A 15,820-nucleotide genomic window follows, 5' to 3' on the forward strand; every position below is an offset into this window, starting at 1 on the left:
CGCTTGTACAAGGGGGAGAAGCCCGATGCGGGCGGCCCGCCGCACGATGGCCGGCAGATGGCGCGCCGCTGTCGCGCTCGACAGGAAACCCGTCGCGGCCGGCTCACCGGTGCGCGCAATGTTGCGCGACCGGAAAAGGTGACTGCCAGCCGCGACGATGTTTCGTTGGGCATCCGGACCCTAGACTGGCTGCATCGTTTCCGGCCGCGCCGGCGATGGCGCGGCGCCGGAACCTCACGGAGCACACACGATGAAGACGATGAAACACGCGGCATGCGCATTCGTGCTGATCGGCGCGGCGTTCGCCGCTCACGCGCAAGCCGCGTCGACGCTCACGCGCGCGCAGGTCCGCCAGGAACTCGTGGAGCTGCAGGCTGCCGGCTACCGGGCGAGCCTCGCAAGCAGTCCCGACTTTCCGGGCAACATGCAGGCGATCCTGCAGCGTGCCGCGCAGGCGCGCGGTGAAGGCGACGTGGCCGGTTACGGCGGCGCTGCCCGGGCCCGCACGGAATCGGGCAAGCCGGCGCTGCCGCACGTGGTCGATCGCGGCACGTACGCCCATCACTGATCGCCGATGGAACCGGATGGCCGTCGCATCGCGGCGTGGCGCAGCATTCTGCGCCGGCCGCGTGCGCGATCGTCACACGCTGAAGCGGTTCAGCGTATAGGCGCGATAGGCGGCGACGAATGCGTCGAACGATCCGGCCTCCTTCGCTTCGAGCTCGGCCTGCTCGGCGAGCGACTTCGCGGCGAGCGCCTGCTCGGTACGCAGCGTCTCGGCCGACGGCGGGCGCGCGCGGAAATGCGCGGCATGCGCTTCGCTCTGCGCGAGCGCGAACGCGAGGAACGACTGGCCGTTCTCGCGCATCGTGCGCAGCACGCGCGCGGATGGGGTGCGCTCCGGATCGGCGAGCTTCTCGCGCTGCGCGGCAATCGCGCGCGCATGCGCGTCGCCGCCGCGGATTTCGTCGAGCCGGCGACCGACGACCTCGATATCGGCCATCAGCTCGTCGGCCCACTGCTGCAGCGTGACCGACTGGCCGTCGCGCGTCAGCGTGAGCCCCGGCTTGCGGCCGTCCAGCGTCACGCTGCCGAAGTTCGCGTTCGCTTCCTTGTACGCGTCGCAATCAAGCGGCGCGCTTTCGTCGAGCGCGCACGCGAGCAGGAACGCATCGATGAAGCGCGCGGTCTCCAGCGCGATGCCGGTCGGTTCGAACGGATCGATGTCGAGGCAGCGCACTTCGATGTACTGCACGCCGCGCGACGCGAGCGCATGCAGCGGCCGCTCGCCCGAATACGTGACGCGCTTCGGCCGGATCGTCGAGTAGAACTCGTTCTCGATCTGCAGCACGTTCGTGTTGATCTGGATCCACTCGCCGTCGCGATGCGTGCCGATCGCCTCGTACGCCGGATACGGCTCGCTGACGGCCTTCGACAGCGCGTCGAGATAGCCGGGCAGCGTGTTGTAGTCGACGTGCAGCGCGGCCTGGGCCGTCGTATTCGAGTAGCCGAGATCGCTCATCCGCAGGCTCGTCGCATACGGCCGGTACAGCGTATCGGCGTCGAACGTGTCGAGCTTGTGCGGCTTGCCGCGCAGGAACTTCGTGTCGAGCACCGGCGACGCGCCGAACAGGTACATCAGCAGCCAGCTGCGGCGGCGGAAGTTGCGGATCTGCGCGAGATAGCGTTCCGACTGGTAATCGACGAGCGTCGCCGTGGATTCCTCTTCCGCATGCAGGCGCCGCCACACTTCCTCGTGCAGCGAGTAGTTGTAGTGGATGCCGGCGATGCACTGCATCGTGCGGCCGTAGCGATACGCGAGGCCGCGCCGGTACACCGTCTTCAGGCGACCGATGTTCGACGTGCCGTAGTCGGCGATCGGGATCTGGTCGTCGGCCGGCAGCAGGCCCGGCATCGAGTCGTTCCACAGGATCTCGTCACCGAGCGACGCATACACGTAGCGATGCAGATCGTCGAGGCGTTCGAGCGTGAGCGCGGCGTCGCGCTCCGCGGGCGTGATCAGTTCGATCAGCGCTTCGGAATAGTCGGTCGTCAGCGCCGGATGCGTGAGCGCCGAACCGAGCGCGCGCGGATGCGGCGTGAACGCGATCATCCCGTCGCGCGTCACGCGCAGGCTTTCCTTCTCGATGCCGCGCAGGCCGTCGGGCAGATGCTGCCGCGTCGGGCCCGAGCTCAGCGCGTCGAGGCGTTTCAGCAGCAGTTCGGACTGGCGGTAAGTCATGGTGTTCGACATGGAGACGCAAGTGCGTGACGGCCGCGCGCAGAACGCCGCGCGCGGCCGGCTGGATTGTTGGTCGCTTCGTTGGTAGCGGGCACTTTAACATCTCGCCGGAACCCGCGCTTGAGGTGGCGCCGGGTCCGGCGCACGGGCCTGAGCGGGCCACCGGACGGGCCGGACGCGCCAGTCCCGGCCTCCATCGCCGGTTCCGGACAACGCCGGTCGGCACGCCGGTCAGCGGAATTCGTCTGACGGACCGTGAACGGCGAACGCGTGGCGCGCGGGTGCAACCATGCCGCTGAATGGATCGGGAAGCGACGCGTGCGCGGACATCGCACGCGCAGCATCGGGGCGGCGCCGAATGCGTGGCATCGCCATGACGGGCCGCGTCACGCCTGCACTCGCCGCATGCCGGCATCGCGTGCGCAACGGGTTGCGGCACTGCCTGCTGGCGGTCGCACCCGGCCGGCCGCCGCAGTTACCCGCCGCGCGCGCCGCCCGCCCGGTCGGCCACTTCGTTCCACAGATGCAGCGCCGCATACGCGCGCCATGGCCGCCAGCCTTCGGTGCGGCGCTTCTGGCTGGTGAGCCGGTCGAGCGCCGGGTCGCGCGCGGCGATCGACTGCATCAGCACCAGATCGGATGCCGGCCACGCATCGGGGTCGCGCCACGCGCGCATCGCGATGTATTCGACGGTCCACGGGCCGATGCCGGGCAGATCGAGCCACGCGCGGCGCAGCGTCGCGAGATCGGCATGGGCGCGATCGACCGGCACGTCGCCGGCCGCCACCGCGCGCGCCACGCCGGTCAGCGCCGCCACGCGCTTGCCGGGCATCCCGATCTTGTCGAGATCGCACGCGGCCAGCGCGTCGGGCGTCGGGAAACGCCACGCGGGCGCGCCGTCGCCTTCATGAATCACGCGTTCGCCGGCCCGTTCGACGAGCCGGCCGACGATCGTCGTCGCGGCCTTCACGCTCACCTGCTGGCCGACGATCGCGCGCACGGCCAGCTCGAACCCCGACCATGCGCCCGGCACGCGCAAGCCCGGCGCGGCCTCGACGAGCGGCGCGAACCATGGATCGCGCGCGAGCCCGCCGCCGATCGCGGCCGGATCGGCGCCGAGGTCGAACATCGTCGCGACACGTGCGGCGAATGCGTCGTCGACGTGACGCGCGACCGCCCCTTCGACGGTCGCGATCAGGCAGTGCTTGCGCGGGTGCTTCGTGACGGTGAGCCGGCCGGCCTCGCCGTGCAGATCGACGATGCGGCGATACGCGCCGCCGGCCACCTGCTCGACGCCCGGAATCGCGCGCCCGCTGAAGAAGCGCAGCACGCGCGCCCAGTCGTACGGCGCCTTGTAGCGCAGTTCCATCTGCGCGGACGGCGGCACCGGGCCGCCGTTCGCGACAGACGTGATCGTTATCGTGTCGATGCTCAAACCGCACTGCCCTCCGTCTCGGCTTTGGCTTCATCGTTGTGAACATGGCGCGCCTCGGCCGCGAGCAGCGTCGCCTTGCGGCGTACGCCCCAGCGATAGCCGGCGAGCACGCCGCCCTTTTGCACGACGCGGTGGCACGGGATCGCGAGCGCAACCGGATTCGACGCGCACGCGGACGCGACCGCCCGTACCGCGCGCGGCGAGCCGAGCGCCTCGGCGATCTCCGAATAGCTGCGCGTTTCGCCGTACGGGATATGCGTCAGCGCTTCCCACACGCGCTGCTGGAACGCGGTCGGCGCGATGTCGAGCGGCAGGTCGAACGCGTGCCGCGTGCCGTCGAGATACGCGCGGATCTGCGCGACGAACGGCGCGAGCCGGGCCGACGATTCGACGAGTTCGGCCCGCGCGAACGCGCTCTTCAGCTCGACGACGAGCGACGCCGCGTCGTCGCCGAACGCGATCCGGCAGATGCCCTGTTCGGTCGCGGCGACGAGCACCGTGCCGAGCGACGTCGACGCGGTCGCGTAGTCGATCCGCAGGCCGGCGCCCTGGCGGCGAAACGCGGACGGCGCCATCCCGAGCTCGCGCGACACCGACGCATAGAGCCGCGACGGCGAGTTGAACCCCGCGTCGACGGCCGCCTGCGTGACCGGCTGGCCGTCTTGGAGCGCCTGCCGCAGCGCGGCGCCGCGCTGCGCGGCCTGGTACTGCCGCGGCGACACGCCGACCACGCGCTTGAAGAGCCGCTGCAGGTGGAACGGGCTCACGTGCACGGCGTCGCTCAACTGCTGCAGCGTGAGCCGCTCGGCGTGCGCGTCGAGCACCGCGCACGCGCGATTGACGATTTCCAGCTCGCGCGGCAGCCCTTCCGGCTGGCAACGCTTGCAGGGCCGGAAACCGGCCGCGCGCGCGGCCGCCGGATCGGTGAAAAAGGACACGTTCTCGCGGCGTGGCTGCCGCGACGCGCAGGTCGGGCGACAGAACACGCCGGTCGTGCTGACGCCATAGAAGAACGCGCCGTCCGCGTGCGGATCGCGCTCGGTCACGGCGCCCCAGCGGGCATCGTCGGTCGGATAGGCGGTTTTCATCTGAACCTCGCACTCTCTAGTGTAGATGGTGCCTACTCTAGCCATCGGCACATGCCGTCGCGCCCTGGATCTTGCTCTGTGATTCGTGTCGGCGAATCGGGGCCACATCCATAGGGATAAATGCGACGAAACGCGCGCGGCGGCTGCTCGCGCGCCGTTTCCGTCATCGTCCCGTCACCGTTTTGCTGCAGTGCGGATGCGACAAATCGCCGTCCTGACGTTTTTTTGCAATCGGAATATTGCGTCGCACCATCGCCGTGTGTATAGTTGGAACTGTCTCCTCCATGTCTCCTCCTGATATGGATTAAGCCCGTTCCGCTCTGCGCGAACGGGCTTTTTTTCGTCCGTCGATTGTGCCGCGTTCCGGCCGGCAGCGCAGGCGCGATGCGTCTACACTCGATGCTCGTCGACTGCGAAGGAGTCCCGCCCATGAAGCCCACCATCCGCGGAATCGATCACATCGTGCTGCGCGTGACCGACATGGCGGCCATGACGCGCTTTTACTGCGACGCCGTCGGCTGCCATGTGGAGAAGGAACAGCCCGATCTGGGCCTCGTGCAACTGCGAGCCGGCGATGCGCTGATCGACCTGCTGACGGTCGGCGGCCCGATCGACCGCCCCGACAGCGGCCCGCCCGGCGCCGGGCGCAACCTCGACCATCTGTGCCTGCGCGTCGAGCCGTTCGATCCCGACGCACTGATCGCCCATTTCGCCGCGCATGGCGCGCGGCCCGGCGCGCCGGCCGAACGCTACGGCGCCGGCGGCTACGGGCCGTCGATCTACCTGTTCGATCCCGAAGGCAACATGGTCGAATTCAAGGGGCCGCCGGCCGCGCTCGGCTGAACGCGGCCGACGCGCGAGCCGTTACGCGTCCGCGCGCGCCTTCAGCACCGCCCACTCGACCGCGACCGGATCGTGGTCCGCGCTCGAGATCCATGCGGCGCCGTCCTGCACCGTGCACTGCAGGCGCATCGTGCGCGCCGCGAGCCGCCCGAGCGCGGCCGCGACGCCGTCGGCGAGCGACAGCACCTGCACGTTGCGCAGCCGTTCGACCTTGCTGCGCACGCCCTGCCACCAGATATCCGACGTCTTGCCGCCGTACGCGATCACCGTGACCTGCCCGGCACGCCCGGCCGCCTTCGAGATGCGCCGTTCGTCGGGCTGACCGGCCTCGATCCACACGTCGATCGCGCCCGTCAGGTCCTTCTGCCACAAGTCGGGCTCGTCGACGTCCGACAGCCCCTTGCAGAATTCGAGCCGCTCGTGCGCGAACAGCGCGAACGCGACGATGCGCACCATCATCCGTTCGTCGGTTTCCGACGGATGGCGCGCCACCGTCAGCGCGTGATCGGCGTAGTAATGCCGATCCATGTCGGCGATTTGCAATTCGGCTTTGTAGATCGTGGATTTCAGCGCCATGCGGATACGGCCCGGGCGGGCATTCGGTTCGGTCGGGCCGTGATGATACCGAATGCGGGCCGTCCGGCGCGCGTCATGCGCGCCCCACAGCGCAACGGCCCGGCATTGGGCCGGGCCGCGTTCGGTTCGCGCCGCCGGCTCGTCGGGCCGGCGCGCTCGCGCGTCGTGCGACTGCGCGGGGAATGGACGGTTACTGCTTGACGAAGCGTGAATCGGCCCAGAGGCCTTGCTGGTCGCTGTTGTCGGCGCTGACGAACTGCACGTCGCCCTGATCGACCGACACCACGCGGAAGCGCTGGCCTTCCGGCACCGACAGGCAGCGGAAGTCGTCGAAATACTGCTGCTTCGCCTGCGACTTGCCGTCACGTTCGTGACTCAGTACGGAGTCCAGATTGTCTTTCGACAGGCAACCCCATGCGTTCTTCGTCAGTTGGATTTCCTGCTTCGGCTTGACGGCCGAATCGCCGCCGGCCTGGGCAATCGACACCGCGCAAAACGCGCCGACAAGGGCAAAAAGGACACCGGTACGCTTGATCATGTTCTGTCTCCAGGCTTGCGGGCACCAGGCTGGGTTAGCTATGTGTTTAAAGGTGATCGTGAACCCGCGTTTTTCACTTTAGAAGACCGGCAAACGATAGCAAGCACATTTGTTGTGCGACCGCAATAGCGGCGGATTGTCGCACCCCGTGCGCGGCCCGCTTTTCGCGGGCGGCGCGCGTCCGGCAAACGCTGCCGAATCGCGGACGGGCCCGCGCCGCCCGGCGGAAAGCGTTATCCGACAAGGCTTTCAGCGAAGTTACAATGCGGCGATTGAACGGTTTGGATAATCCATTTCGCTATTCGGCTCATTTTGATGCGTTGCACATAAAGTCATCCAAAATGATTCGACTTTTACCGCAGCGCGGCAGCGCCTTTACCCGATACAAGAAAAATGCCAGATATAGGCGCATCCGTATTTATCCGTAGGTCGCCGCCTCTATTCGGCGCGCTCGGTGCCCCGTCGCAAGCGCATTTCGTCCGTGTGGTGTTTACCCTGCTTTATTCAATCCGGTTTGCTGGCGCTCGAAATAATCGCGCTGGAAGATGCACATGCGATAAGCGTTGTGATACGCGCCATTTCCGAAAAATTCTTCCTTCAATTCGGCTTCGTGCTGGAATCCGCATTTCTCGTACACGTGGATCGCGGCCGCATTCGACGTATCGACGATCAGGTACAGCTTGCGCATGTTCAGCACCTTGAACGCGTATTCGATCGCGAGGCGCGTCGCCTGGCCCGCATAGCCGCGCCCTTGGCACTGCGGCGCGATGATGATCTGGAACTCGCCGCGGCGGTGGATGTAGTCGAGCTCGATCAGCTCGACGAGGCCGACCAGTTCGTCCCGCGCATCGACCGCGACGAAACGGCGCTCGCGCTGATCGTGCACGTGACGGTCGTACAGTTGCGACAGTTCCGAGAAGGTTTCGTACGGCTCCTCGAACCAGTAGCGCATGATCTTCGCGTCGTTGTTCAGCTCGTGGACGAAGCGCAGATCCTGGCGTTCCAGCGGCCGTAGCGCGAGCGTGTGGGTATCGTTCTGAAGTTGCATGTTGGTGTCCTTTTTGATGTCGCCGCATGCGCGGAATGCCTGCGGCGCGGCCGCGTTCCGGCCCGTTTCGCACTGTAAGAAATTGAACGCGGGCGAAGTTCAGAGCCTAGAATGGGAACAAGGGTTCCTGCCACCGCAAGGAGGCTATCGTGATCGAGCAAGTCATCCTCGGAATTTTCCTCGTGCTGCCGCTCGTCATCGTGGCTGCGCTGTTTTCCGACGAACTCTGGCAGGAGCATCGTCGCCAGCATCCGCGCGACGAGAACGCACCGCACATCGACTGGAAGCATCCGTGGCGCCGCGTGCGACGCGGGCATTGACTTCGATCATCGTCGATCCGCCGCATGCGCAGGGCCGGCCACCCCAGGCCGGGTAACATGCGGGCACGACCCTTGCGCTTCGATCCGATTACCGCCCCACCCGCGAGACACCGACGTGAACGACAAGCCCGCCCTTCCTCCGCACGATATCCCGAACGAAACGATCGACCTGCAGATCGCCGATGTGCTGGCGGCCGTCTGCTATCCCGCGAACAAGGATGCGATCGTCGATGCCGCACGCGACGCCGGCGCCAGCAACGAAGTGCTGGCGATGCTCGACGGCCTGCCCGAACAGGACTACGCGGACGTCGACGCCGTCACGCGCTGGATTGCCGGCAACTTCGGCCCGGGGCTCGGCATTTGAGCGGATGCCAATAACGCGATAGGATCGGGCCGCACCGGTCGCGCCGCGATCGGGGAGCGCGCCGCCCGGCGCAAGATCGGGCGTTTCGCGCGCGTGCCCGGGGGACTCCATGGAAGGCATCCTGATCCAGCACACGACGCAACGTCAGCTGTGGTTCGGCGCGCTGACGGCGCTCGTCATCCTGCTCACGCTCGGGATCGCCGTGCCGCACGCGAACGTCGCGCTGCCGGCCGTCGAGCCGTTCATGCCGATGTGCGCGCTCACCGTGTTCACGACCGCGAGCATCGCGGCGTTCTTCCTCGGCGCGCAGTTCACCGTGACGCGCCAGCCCATGCTCGGTGCGCTCGGCGGCGCCTATGCGTTCACCGCGCTCGCCGTCGCGCTGCAGTTGCTGACCTTTCCCGGCGTGTTCGCGCCGCACGGCCTGCTCGGCGCGCGCCCGCAAAGCGCCGCATGGATGTGGGTCTTCTGGCATGCCGGCTTTCCGTGCTTCGTGATGGCCGCGCTGTTCGCGCGCGAGCGGCTGACGCGCGCGCCGGTCGGTGCGAAAGAAACACGCCGCTGGACGCTCGCGCTCGTCGGCGGCCCGGCCGTCGCGGCGGCGCTCCTGTGCGTGCTCGCGCTGAACGTGTCGCTGCCGCCCGCGTTCCATCCGCCTCGCGACGCGGCCGTGCTGCCCGTCAACGGCACCGCGCTCGTCGTGTGGATCCTCAACGTGCTCGCGCTCGTGGCCGTGCTGGTCACCGGCCGGCTGCGCACGACGCTCGACCTGTGGCTCGCGATCGCGGTGCTCGCGTGCCTCACCGATACGACGCTGAACCTGCTGTCCACCCATCGCTTCACGCTCGGCTGGTATGTCGCGCGCGTGTTCAGCATGTTCACGCCGGGCGTGCTCGTGTGCGTGCTCGCATGGGAAGTGACGATGCTGTATCAGCAACTGTTCGAAGCGCACGCGACGCTGATTCGCTCGTCCGCGCGCGACGGGCTCACGGGTGCGTTCAACCGCAGCCACTTCAACGACCATTTCCATACGCTGTTCCTGCAGGCGCGGCGGCAGGGCGAACCGCTGTCGCTGCTGATGGTCGACGTCGACCACTTCAAGGCGTACAACGATGCGTTCGGTCACGTGAAGGGCGATGCGTGCCTGATCGCCGTCGCGAATGCACTGGTCGGCGCGGTGCGGCGGCCCACCGATATCGTCGCGCGCTACGGCGGCGAGGAGTTCGCGATCGTGCTGCCGAATACCGGCGCGCACGGTGCGCGGGTGGTGGCCGACGAAGCGCGCGAAGCCGTATTGCGGCTCGACCTCGCGATGCCCGATTCGCCGGCCGGGCGCGTGAGCGTCAGCATCGGCTGCGCGACTGTGTCGGCCGACGACCTGTCGACGCCCGACGCGTTGATCGAGGCCGCCGATGCCGCGCTGTATCGGGCGAAGGATACGGGGCGAAACCGGGTCGTCGTCGCCTGAAACGTCTGCTGTTTGGCTAATTGTTACGGTCATTTTGACCGGAATAATCCGCCGTTACGGATTGCGGCGCGGGGATACGATCGCTTACAGCCTCGGCCGGAGCCGCTCGCTATGCTGGGTTTCATATTGAATCCGAGCAGGTGAACGCGATGAAGAAGGCCCTTTTGCTGATTGCCGGCGTCGCCGTGTTGTTGAGCGGCTGTATCGTGGTGCCTGACGGTGGCGGGTATTACGGTGGGGGTGGGTATTATCACCATCATCGTCATTGGGATTGATGCGGGCGAAGGTCCGGACATAGCGATCCGGGCCTGCGTGCGATCCAGCCGGCGTGATCGACATCGTTGAGATCGCCGTATGCGCCATACGATGCCCAGGCTCACGGCGTGTGCCAGATCCGGATCCAGTGCGCGCCGTCTATTTGTTTTGACGCGCGGATTCGACGTTGTGATATTTACCGGCCAGCGGATTTTATGACAGGCCGAGCAATGCAAACGGGGAAGCGATCATGAGCGCGTTTCTCGTTCAAAGACGCATGACGCGCCACGAAGGACTCTCGAACTTCAAATGCGCGAGCGTCACTTCCCGATACAAAACCTGCTGAAAATCACCCCCAGCAGATCATCCGACGTGAACTCCCCGGTAATCGCATTGAGCTGCTCCTGCGCGAGCCGAAGCTCTTCGGCAAACAGATCGAGCGACTGCGCGCGCTGCTCCGCATGATCGGCCGCCTGCGCGAGATGTTCCTGCGCGGCCCGCAGCGCGATCAGATGCCGCTCGCGCGCGAGATACACGCCCTCGGCCCCCGCCTGCCACCCGGCGATCCGCAGCAGCTCCGCGCGCAGCATGTCGATCCCGTCGCCGCGCTTCGCCGACAGATGCACCTCGGTCAGATCGCCTTCCGCCGCCGGATGCTCGACGCACGCCGGCACGCCGGTCAGATCCGTCTTGTTCAGCACGCGCACCACCGGCACGCCGGCCGGAAACCGCGCCGCGATCGTTTCGTCGTCCGGCGTCATCCCCGTGCGCGAATCGAGCAGATGCAGCACGACGTCCGCGCGCTCGATCTCGCTCCACGTGCGCGCAATGCCGATCCGCTCGACCTCGTCCTCCGTCTCGCGCAACCCGGCCGTATCGATGATGTGCAGCGGAATCCCTTCGACCTGGATCGTCTGCGCCACCTTGTCGCGCGTCGTGCCGGCGATCGGCGTGACGATCGCCAGCTCGGCGCCCGCCAGCGCATTCAGCAGCGACGACTTGCCGACGTTAGGCTGCCCCGCGAGCACGACCGACAGCCCTTCGCGCAGCAACGCGCCCTGCCGCGCATCGCCGAGCACGTGCGCGAGCTGCGCGCGGATCTTCGCGAGCTTGCCGCGCGCGTCGGCCGCCTCGAGGAAGTCGATTTCCTCCTCCGGAAAATCCAGCGTCGCCTCGACCAGCATCCGCAGCGTGATCACGTCGTCGACGAGCGCATGGATCTGCCGCGAGAACGCGCCGTCGAGCGAACGCCCGGCCGAGCGCGCGGCCGCCTCGGTGCTCGCCTCGATCAGGTCGGCGACGGCTTCGGCCTGCGCGAGATCGAGCTTGTCGTTCAGGAACGCGCGCCGCGTGAACTCGCCCGGCTCCGCGAGCCGCAGCCCGAAGCCGCGCCCCGCGTCCAGGCAGCGCTGCAGCAGCAACTGCATCACGATCGGCCCGCCGTGCCCCTGCAGCTCGAGTACGTATTCGCCCGTGTACGAATGCGGCGCCGGGAAATACAGCGCGATCCCGCGGTCGAGCGGCGCACCATGCGCGTCGAGAAACGGCACGTAGCTCGCATGACGCGGCGCGAGCTTCTGCCCGCACAACGCGTCGATCAGCGGCAGTGCGGCCGCCTCGCCGCCGCGCCCGAACGACACGCGGACAACGCCAATGCCGCCCCGGCCGGCGGCGGTGGCAATGGCGACGATCGGATCGGAATCGGTAGCGAGCATGGGAATCGGACGAATCTGGGGAGTCTGGGAAATCGGCGAGTAGTCGGTGCGCCGGCGCAACAGTTCGCGGATCGGAACGCCGGCATTGTAGCGTGTCGGCACCCGCGCCACCGGACGCGACGCCGAATTCGGACTCGCCCGAATTTATCCCGACGGGGATAAGTCGAGTATCAGTACCCCGTGCTGGCATACTCTTCGTTTCGGACAAGTATGCCTGCTGGCGGGGGCGGACGATTTGCCCCTCAATTCCGCCAATGTGCCCGTACGAGGCCGGGATTCGTCTGAACAGGATACGTTTATCCTATATGGTTGTCTTAGAAACGTCGGCCGAATTGCACAATCTCTCCCATGCCGACACCCGAAGAAAAAGCCGCGTTCTCGGAACGCCTGAAGTTCGCCCTGCGGCGCAGCCCGGAGAAGGTCACCGGCGCGACGGAACTGGCGAACCGATTCAATCTGCGCCATCGCGGAGCCCAGCCCGTTTCGCCGCAAACCGCGCACAAATGGCTGACGGGCCGCACGATTCCGACGCCGGACAAACTCGCGACGCTCGCCGACTGGTTGCGCGTCGAAGTCCACTGGCTGCATTACGGCCCGTCGCCGAGCGTGATCGAACACGCGACGCCGCAACCGCTGCCGCGCGACGAGCACTATCCGCCGACGCCCGAGACGATCGAACTCGCGTCAAAGATCGAAGCGTTGTCGCCGCATCATCGCTACCTCGTGCAGGAGTTGGTCGAGCAGTTCTACGGCGACGTGGGCGAATCGAAGAAGGGCTGAGCCGGGATCGGACCAGAAAAGCAAAAAGCCGCACGGTCATGAACCATGCGGCTTTTTTTTGCGTGCATCGCGAGCGGCGAACCGCCCGCGAGTACGACTGGCGTCAGGCCGGCTTCTTCTTCACGCCGCCGAGCTTGCGCGTGATGTAGTACTGCTGCGCGATCGACAGCACGTTGTTCACGACGTAGTACAGCACGAGGCCGGCCGGGAAGAAGAAGAACATCACCGAGAACGCGATCGGCATGAACTTCATCATCTTCGCCTGGACCGGATCCGGCGGCGTCGGGTTCAGGCTCGTCTGCACGAACATCGACACGGCCATCAGCACCGGCAGGATGAAGAACGGATCGCGCTGCGACAGGTCGTGAATCCACAGAATCCACGGCGCGCCGCGCATTTCGACCGACGCGAGCAGCACCCAGTACAGCGAGATGAACACCGGAATCTGGATCACGACCGGCAGGCAGCCGCCGAACGGATTGACCTTCTCGGTCTTGTACAACTCCATCAGCGCGGCGTTCATCTTCTGCGGATCGCTCTTGAAGCGTTCGCGCAGCGCCTGCATGCGCGGCGTGATTTCCTTCATGCGCGCCATCGACTTGTAGCTCGCCGCCGACAGCGGGAAGAACACGGCCTTGATCAGCACCGTCAGCAGCACGATCGCCCAGCCCCAGTTGCCGACATAGCCGTGGATCTTCTCGAGCAGCCAGAACAGCGGCTTCGCGATGATCGTCACCCAGCCGTAATCCTTCACGAGCTCCAGGCCCGGCGCGATGCCTTCGAGCATGCGCTCTTCTTCCGGACCGGCGAACAGGCGCGCCTGCACGTCGGCCGACTGGCCCGGCGCGATCGCGGCGACCGGCTGCTCCACACCGATGCGATAGAGCGACCCGTCAAACTTCTTCGCGTAGATGTCGCGCTTCGCCCCTTGTTGCGGAATCCACGCCGACGCGAAGTAGTGCTGCACCATCGCGATCCAGCCGTTGTCGGCAGAGGTCTCGAAGTTCGCCTTATTCTTGTCGAGATCGCTGAAGTCGATCTTCTGAAAGTGCTTCGCATCCGTATAGACCGCCGGTCCGAGGAACGTATGCGAGAACATCGGCGTTTCGACCGGCGTGTTGTCGCGGACGAGCTCCATATAGAGCCTCGGCGTGACGGGCGCCGTGCCGACGTTGTCGATCTTGGTGTCGACGCCGATCACGTAGCTGCCGCGCGTGAACGTGTAGGTCTTGATCACCTTCACGCCGCCCTTCACCGGCGATTCGAACGACAGCTTCAGCGTGTTCTGGTCGCCCGTCAGCGACGTCGAGCCGGGGTTCAGCTGCGTGTAGACGTCGGTGTGATTCGGGAAATCGCCGCCGACGAGGCCCGTACGTGCGAGATACGTGTGGCCGGCCGTGTGGTCGAACAGCGTGATGTACAGGTCGGGCTGCTTGCCGTCGCCCTGCTTCTTCAGCGTCAGCTTCGCGAGCGTGCCGCCGCGCGTGTCGATTTCGCCGTCGTACACGTCGGTCGAGAACTTCACCAGCTGCGCCTGCGCGGCCGGTGCCGTCGTCGACGGTGCGGCGCCGGCCGCGGCGGCAGGCACGTCACCTGCGGTCGTCGTCGCGCCCGTGCCCGATGCGCCGCCGGCGGCGGCCGGGGCCGTCTGCGTGGCGCTCGGGAAGAACATCGACGGGCGTCCATGGTCCCGCTGCCAGTTGTCGTACAGCATGACAGCTGACATGAAGAAGATCACCCATAGGACGGTGCGTTTGATATCCATGCGTTGTCTCAGAGTCGATGGGACCGCGCGTCGGCTTCGCCGCGAGCGCGAGTGTCGGAGTTGGGCGGCGGGACGAGGTCGATGCCGCCCGCGGAAAACGGATGGCATCGGCACACGCGCCTGACGGCGAGATACGTGCCGCGCGCGGCGCCATGATACTGGATTGCCTCGCGCGCGTAATCCGAACAGGAAGGATAAAAACGGCACCGGTTGCCGAGCATCGGGCTCACGGCAACCTTGTAGAAGCGCAGCAAGGCGATCAATACCGTTTCCATACCTTGGGCGGCGCCGTACGACGCCGCGTCAAAACCGGCCGGGCGGGCGCGAACGCCGCACCGGGCACGGATGCGTCACTCGGACGCGGGCTTCGACGCGCGGCGGGCGATTTCCCGGGCTGCCCTGTCGAGCAGCTCGCGGATCTCGGCCGCGCACATCGCCGCGAGCGGGGCGGAAGCCGCGCTCGGCAGCGCTTTCTTGTCGAAGCGCGTGTGCTGCCGCAGCAGCAGGTCGTAACCGGCGAATTCGGCGCGGCGCAGGCGGAACTGATCGCGCGCCAGCCGCTTCACGAGGTTACGTGTGACTGCCCGCGGCGCATACTTCTTGCCGATGACGAGCCCCAGGCGTGCGGGCTGACCGGTCGGCTTGCCGTAAATCACGAAGTGCGCGGAGCGCCGCCAGGGGCGCAAACGAAAAACGGATGAAAATTCATCCGTTTTCAGAAGTCGCGCAGCTTTCGGGAAGGCGGCTTTCGTCTGCGACGGATTCGCACCCGGCTCGACGGCACCTTCCGCAGGACTGCGGACGGCGGACACAGCGCGCAACCTGCCTTAGATGGCGAGGCGCTTGCGGCCCTTCGCGCGGCGAGCGTTGATGACCTTGCGGCCACCTGCCGTCTTCATGCGGACACGGAAGCCATGGGTGCGCTTGCGGCGCGTCACGGACGGTTGGTAAGTACGTTTCATGATGTTCTCACTTGTTCGAGAATGTCGAAATTCAGGGGACCGCGTGCCCTTAACCGGAGGCATTCGGGCGAACGCAATCGCCGGGAATACAGGATTGGTTTTCGCGGAACCCGCTATTTAAACCGTTTTTCCGTTGACGGTCAATACTTTACGCGTCGTTCGCCTGTGCCGGCCCGCCCCGATCCGGCCCCGCGGCCCACAAACACAGCCTGTGGATAAGTCCCGCTGTGGCCGCGTTTGGCGTTAGAATCTCGCCTTATCTCCAAGAATCCCGCACGCCGCTTCGGCTCGCGCCTGCCCCGCCAAGACTGTGACGCAGGCGTCCGACGCACGCTCGCACGACCGCTTCGGGCCTTGTTGCGCGACCGCGACAAGGGCGCCGGCGAGCCGCGCTGTGCACGCAAAAAACGACAGTTACTTG

At 66.6% G+C, this 15,820-nt stretch carries 18 protein-coding genes; 7 read left to right on the top strand and 11 right to left on the bottom strand.

The window, feature by feature from the left end:
- Nucleotides 1-250: 250 nt before the first annotated feature.
- Nucleotides 251-568: a DUF4148 domain-containing protein gene (locus CFB52_RS16680; RefSeq protein ID WP_060010887.1), complete on the top strand. Its 318-nt coding sequence runs from the start codon at nucleotides 251-253 to the stop codon at nucleotides 566-568.
- A 72-nt stretch (nucleotides 569-640) separates the two neighbouring features.
- Here the strand turns inward: CFB52_RS16680 and gshA are convergent, their stop codons facing one another.
- The 3 genes from gshA to ada form a co-directional block, all read right to left on the bottom strand.
- Nucleotides 641-2,254 (bottom strand): glutamate--cysteine ligase, encoded by a 1,614-nt coding sequence (gshA, locus tag CFB52_RS16685; protein WP_060010885.1) that lies wholly within the window; start codon nucleotides 2,252-2,254, stop codon nucleotides 641-643.
- 463 nt (nucleotides 2,255-2,717) lie between these two features.
- A complete protein-coding gene (locus CFB52_RS16695; protein ID WP_060010883.1) occupies nucleotides 2,718-3,677 on the bottom strand; it encodes a DNA-3-methyladenine glycosylase in 960 nt (319 codons plus the stop codon).
- Entirely contained in the window at nucleotides 3,674-4,765 is a 1,092-nt protein-coding gene (ada, locus tag CFB52_RS16700) for a bifunctional DNA-binding transcriptional regulator/O6-methylguanine-DNA methyltransferase Ada (RefSeq protein WP_099316939.1), read from the bottom strand. Before ada ends, CFB52_RS16695 begins: the two co-directional genes overlap by 4 nt.
- 429 nt (nucleotides 4,766-5,194) lie before the next feature.
- Between ada and CFB52_RS16710 the strand changes: the two genes are divergently transcribed.
- The gene (locus tag CFB52_RS16710) at nucleotides 5,195-5,608 is read left to right on the top strand and encodes a VOC family protein (RefSeq protein ID WP_059573587.1); all 414 of its coding nucleotides are present in this window, start codon (nucleotides 5,195-5,197) and stop codon (nucleotides 5,606-5,608) included.
- Nucleotides 5,609-5,629: 21 nt separating this feature from the next.
- On the opposite strand, the gene CFB52_RS16715 is transcribed toward CFB52_RS16710, so the two are convergent.
- The 3 genes from CFB52_RS16715 to speG form a co-directional block, all read right to left on the bottom strand.
- Entirely contained in the window at nucleotides 5,630-6,184 is a 555-nt protein-coding gene (locus tag CFB52_RS16715) for a YaeQ family protein (RefSeq protein WP_059573586.1), read from the bottom strand.
- 190 nt (nucleotides 6,185-6,374) lie between these two features.
- Nucleotides 6,375-6,722: a surface attachment protein Sap1 gene (sap1, locus tag CFB52_RS16720; RefSeq protein ID WP_059573585.1), complete on the bottom strand. Its 348-nt coding sequence runs from the start codon at nucleotides 6,720-6,722 to the stop codon at nucleotides 6,375-6,377.
- A gap of 490 nt (nucleotides 6,723-7,212) precedes the next feature.
- Nucleotides 7,213-7,770, bottom strand: coding sequence for a spermidine N1-acetyltransferase (gene speG / locus CFB52_RS16725; protein ID WP_059573584.1), 558 nt, complete (start codon nucleotides 7,768-7,770; stop codon nucleotides 7,213-7,215).
- A gap of 149 nt (nucleotides 7,771-7,919) precedes the next feature.
- Between speG and CFB52_RS34640 the strand changes: the two genes are divergently transcribed.
- The 4 genes from CFB52_RS34640 (at nucleotide 7,920) to CFB52_RS35100 (ending at nucleotide 10,197) form a co-directional block, all read left to right on the top strand.
- Complete coding sequence (locus tag CFB52_RS34640; RefSeq protein WP_006489933.1) at nucleotides 7,920-8,090, top strand: hypothetical protein; 171 nt, start codon at nucleotides 7,920-7,922, stop codon at nucleotides 8,088-8,090.
- A 115-nt stretch (nucleotides 8,091-8,205) separates the two neighbouring features.
- Nucleotides 8,206-8,454, top strand: a complete 249-nt coding sequence (locus tag CFB52_RS16730; RefSeq protein ID WP_060010879.1) for a DUF2795 domain-containing protein — start codon at nucleotides 8,206-8,208, stop codon at nucleotides 8,452-8,454.
- A 109-nt stretch (nucleotides 8,455-8,563) separates the two neighbouring features.
- Nucleotides 8,564-9,922 carry a sensor domain-containing diguanylate cyclase gene (locus CFB52_RS16735; RefSeq protein ID WP_060010877.1) on the top strand — a complete coding sequence of 453 codons (1,359 nt, stop codon included), beginning with the start codon at nucleotides 8,564-8,566 and terminating at the stop codon, nucleotides 9,920-9,922.
- 149 nt (nucleotides 9,923-10,071) lie between these two features.
- Nucleotides 10,072-10,197, top strand: coding sequence for a hypothetical protein (locus tag CFB52_RS35100; protein WP_256097665.1), 126 nt, complete (start codon nucleotides 10,072-10,074; stop codon nucleotides 10,195-10,197).
- A 300-nt stretch (nucleotides 10,198-10,497) separates the two neighbouring features.
- Here CFB52_RS35100 and mnmE read toward each other — a convergent pair whose 3' ends face one another.
- Nucleotides 10,498-11,892 (bottom strand): tRNA uridine-5-carboxymethylaminomethyl(34) synthesis GTPase MnmE, encoded by a 1,395-nt coding sequence (gene mnmE, locus CFB52_RS16740; protein ID WP_059646140.1) that lies wholly within the window; start codon nucleotides 11,890-11,892, stop codon nucleotides 10,498-10,500.
- 348 nt (nucleotides 11,893-12,240) lie between these two features.
- On the opposite strand from mnmE, the gene CFB52_RS16745 reads away from it, so the two are divergent.
- The gene (locus tag CFB52_RS16745) at nucleotides 12,241-12,672 is read left to right on the top strand and encodes a helix-turn-helix domain-containing protein (protein ID WP_060010875.1); all 432 of its coding nucleotides are present in this window, start codon (nucleotides 12,241-12,243) and stop codon (nucleotides 12,670-12,672) included.
- Between the two features lie 103 nt (nucleotides 12,673-12,775).
- On the opposite strand, the gene yidC is transcribed toward CFB52_RS16745, so the two are convergent.
- The 4 genes from yidC to rpmH form a co-directional block, all read right to left on the bottom strand.
- Nucleotides 12,776-14,437, bottom strand: coding sequence for a membrane protein insertase YidC (gene yidC / locus CFB52_RS16750; RefSeq protein WP_060010873.1), 1,662 nt, complete (start codon nucleotides 14,435-14,437; stop codon nucleotides 12,776-12,778).
- An 8-nt stretch (nucleotides 14,438-14,445) separates the two neighbouring features.
- Entirely contained in the window at nucleotides 14,446-14,712 is a 267-nt protein-coding gene (yidD, locus tag CFB52_RS16755; RefSeq protein WP_006750110.1) for a membrane protein insertion efficiency factor YidD, read from the bottom strand.
- A gap of 75 nt (nucleotides 14,713-14,787) precedes the next feature.
- Nucleotides 14,788-15,249, bottom strand: coding sequence for a ribonuclease P protein component (rnpA, locus tag CFB52_RS16760; protein ID WP_059573578.1), 462 nt, complete (start codon nucleotides 15,247-15,249; stop codon nucleotides 14,788-14,790).
- Nucleotides 15,250-15,264: 15 nt separating this feature from the next.
- Nucleotides 15,265-15,399: a 50S ribosomal protein L34 gene (gene rpmH, locus CFB52_RS16765; protein WP_004198824.1), complete on the bottom strand. Its 135-nt coding sequence runs from the start codon at nucleotides 15,397-15,399 to the stop codon at nucleotides 15,265-15,267.
- Between the last annotated feature and the right edge of the window lie 421 nt (nucleotides 15,400-15,820).

Source organism: Burkholderia sp. AU18528 (assembly GCF_002223215.2).
In the GTDB taxonomy this organism is placed as follows: Bacteria; Pseudomonadota; Gammaproteobacteria; order Burkholderiales; family Burkholderiaceae; genus Burkholderia; species Burkholderia semiarida.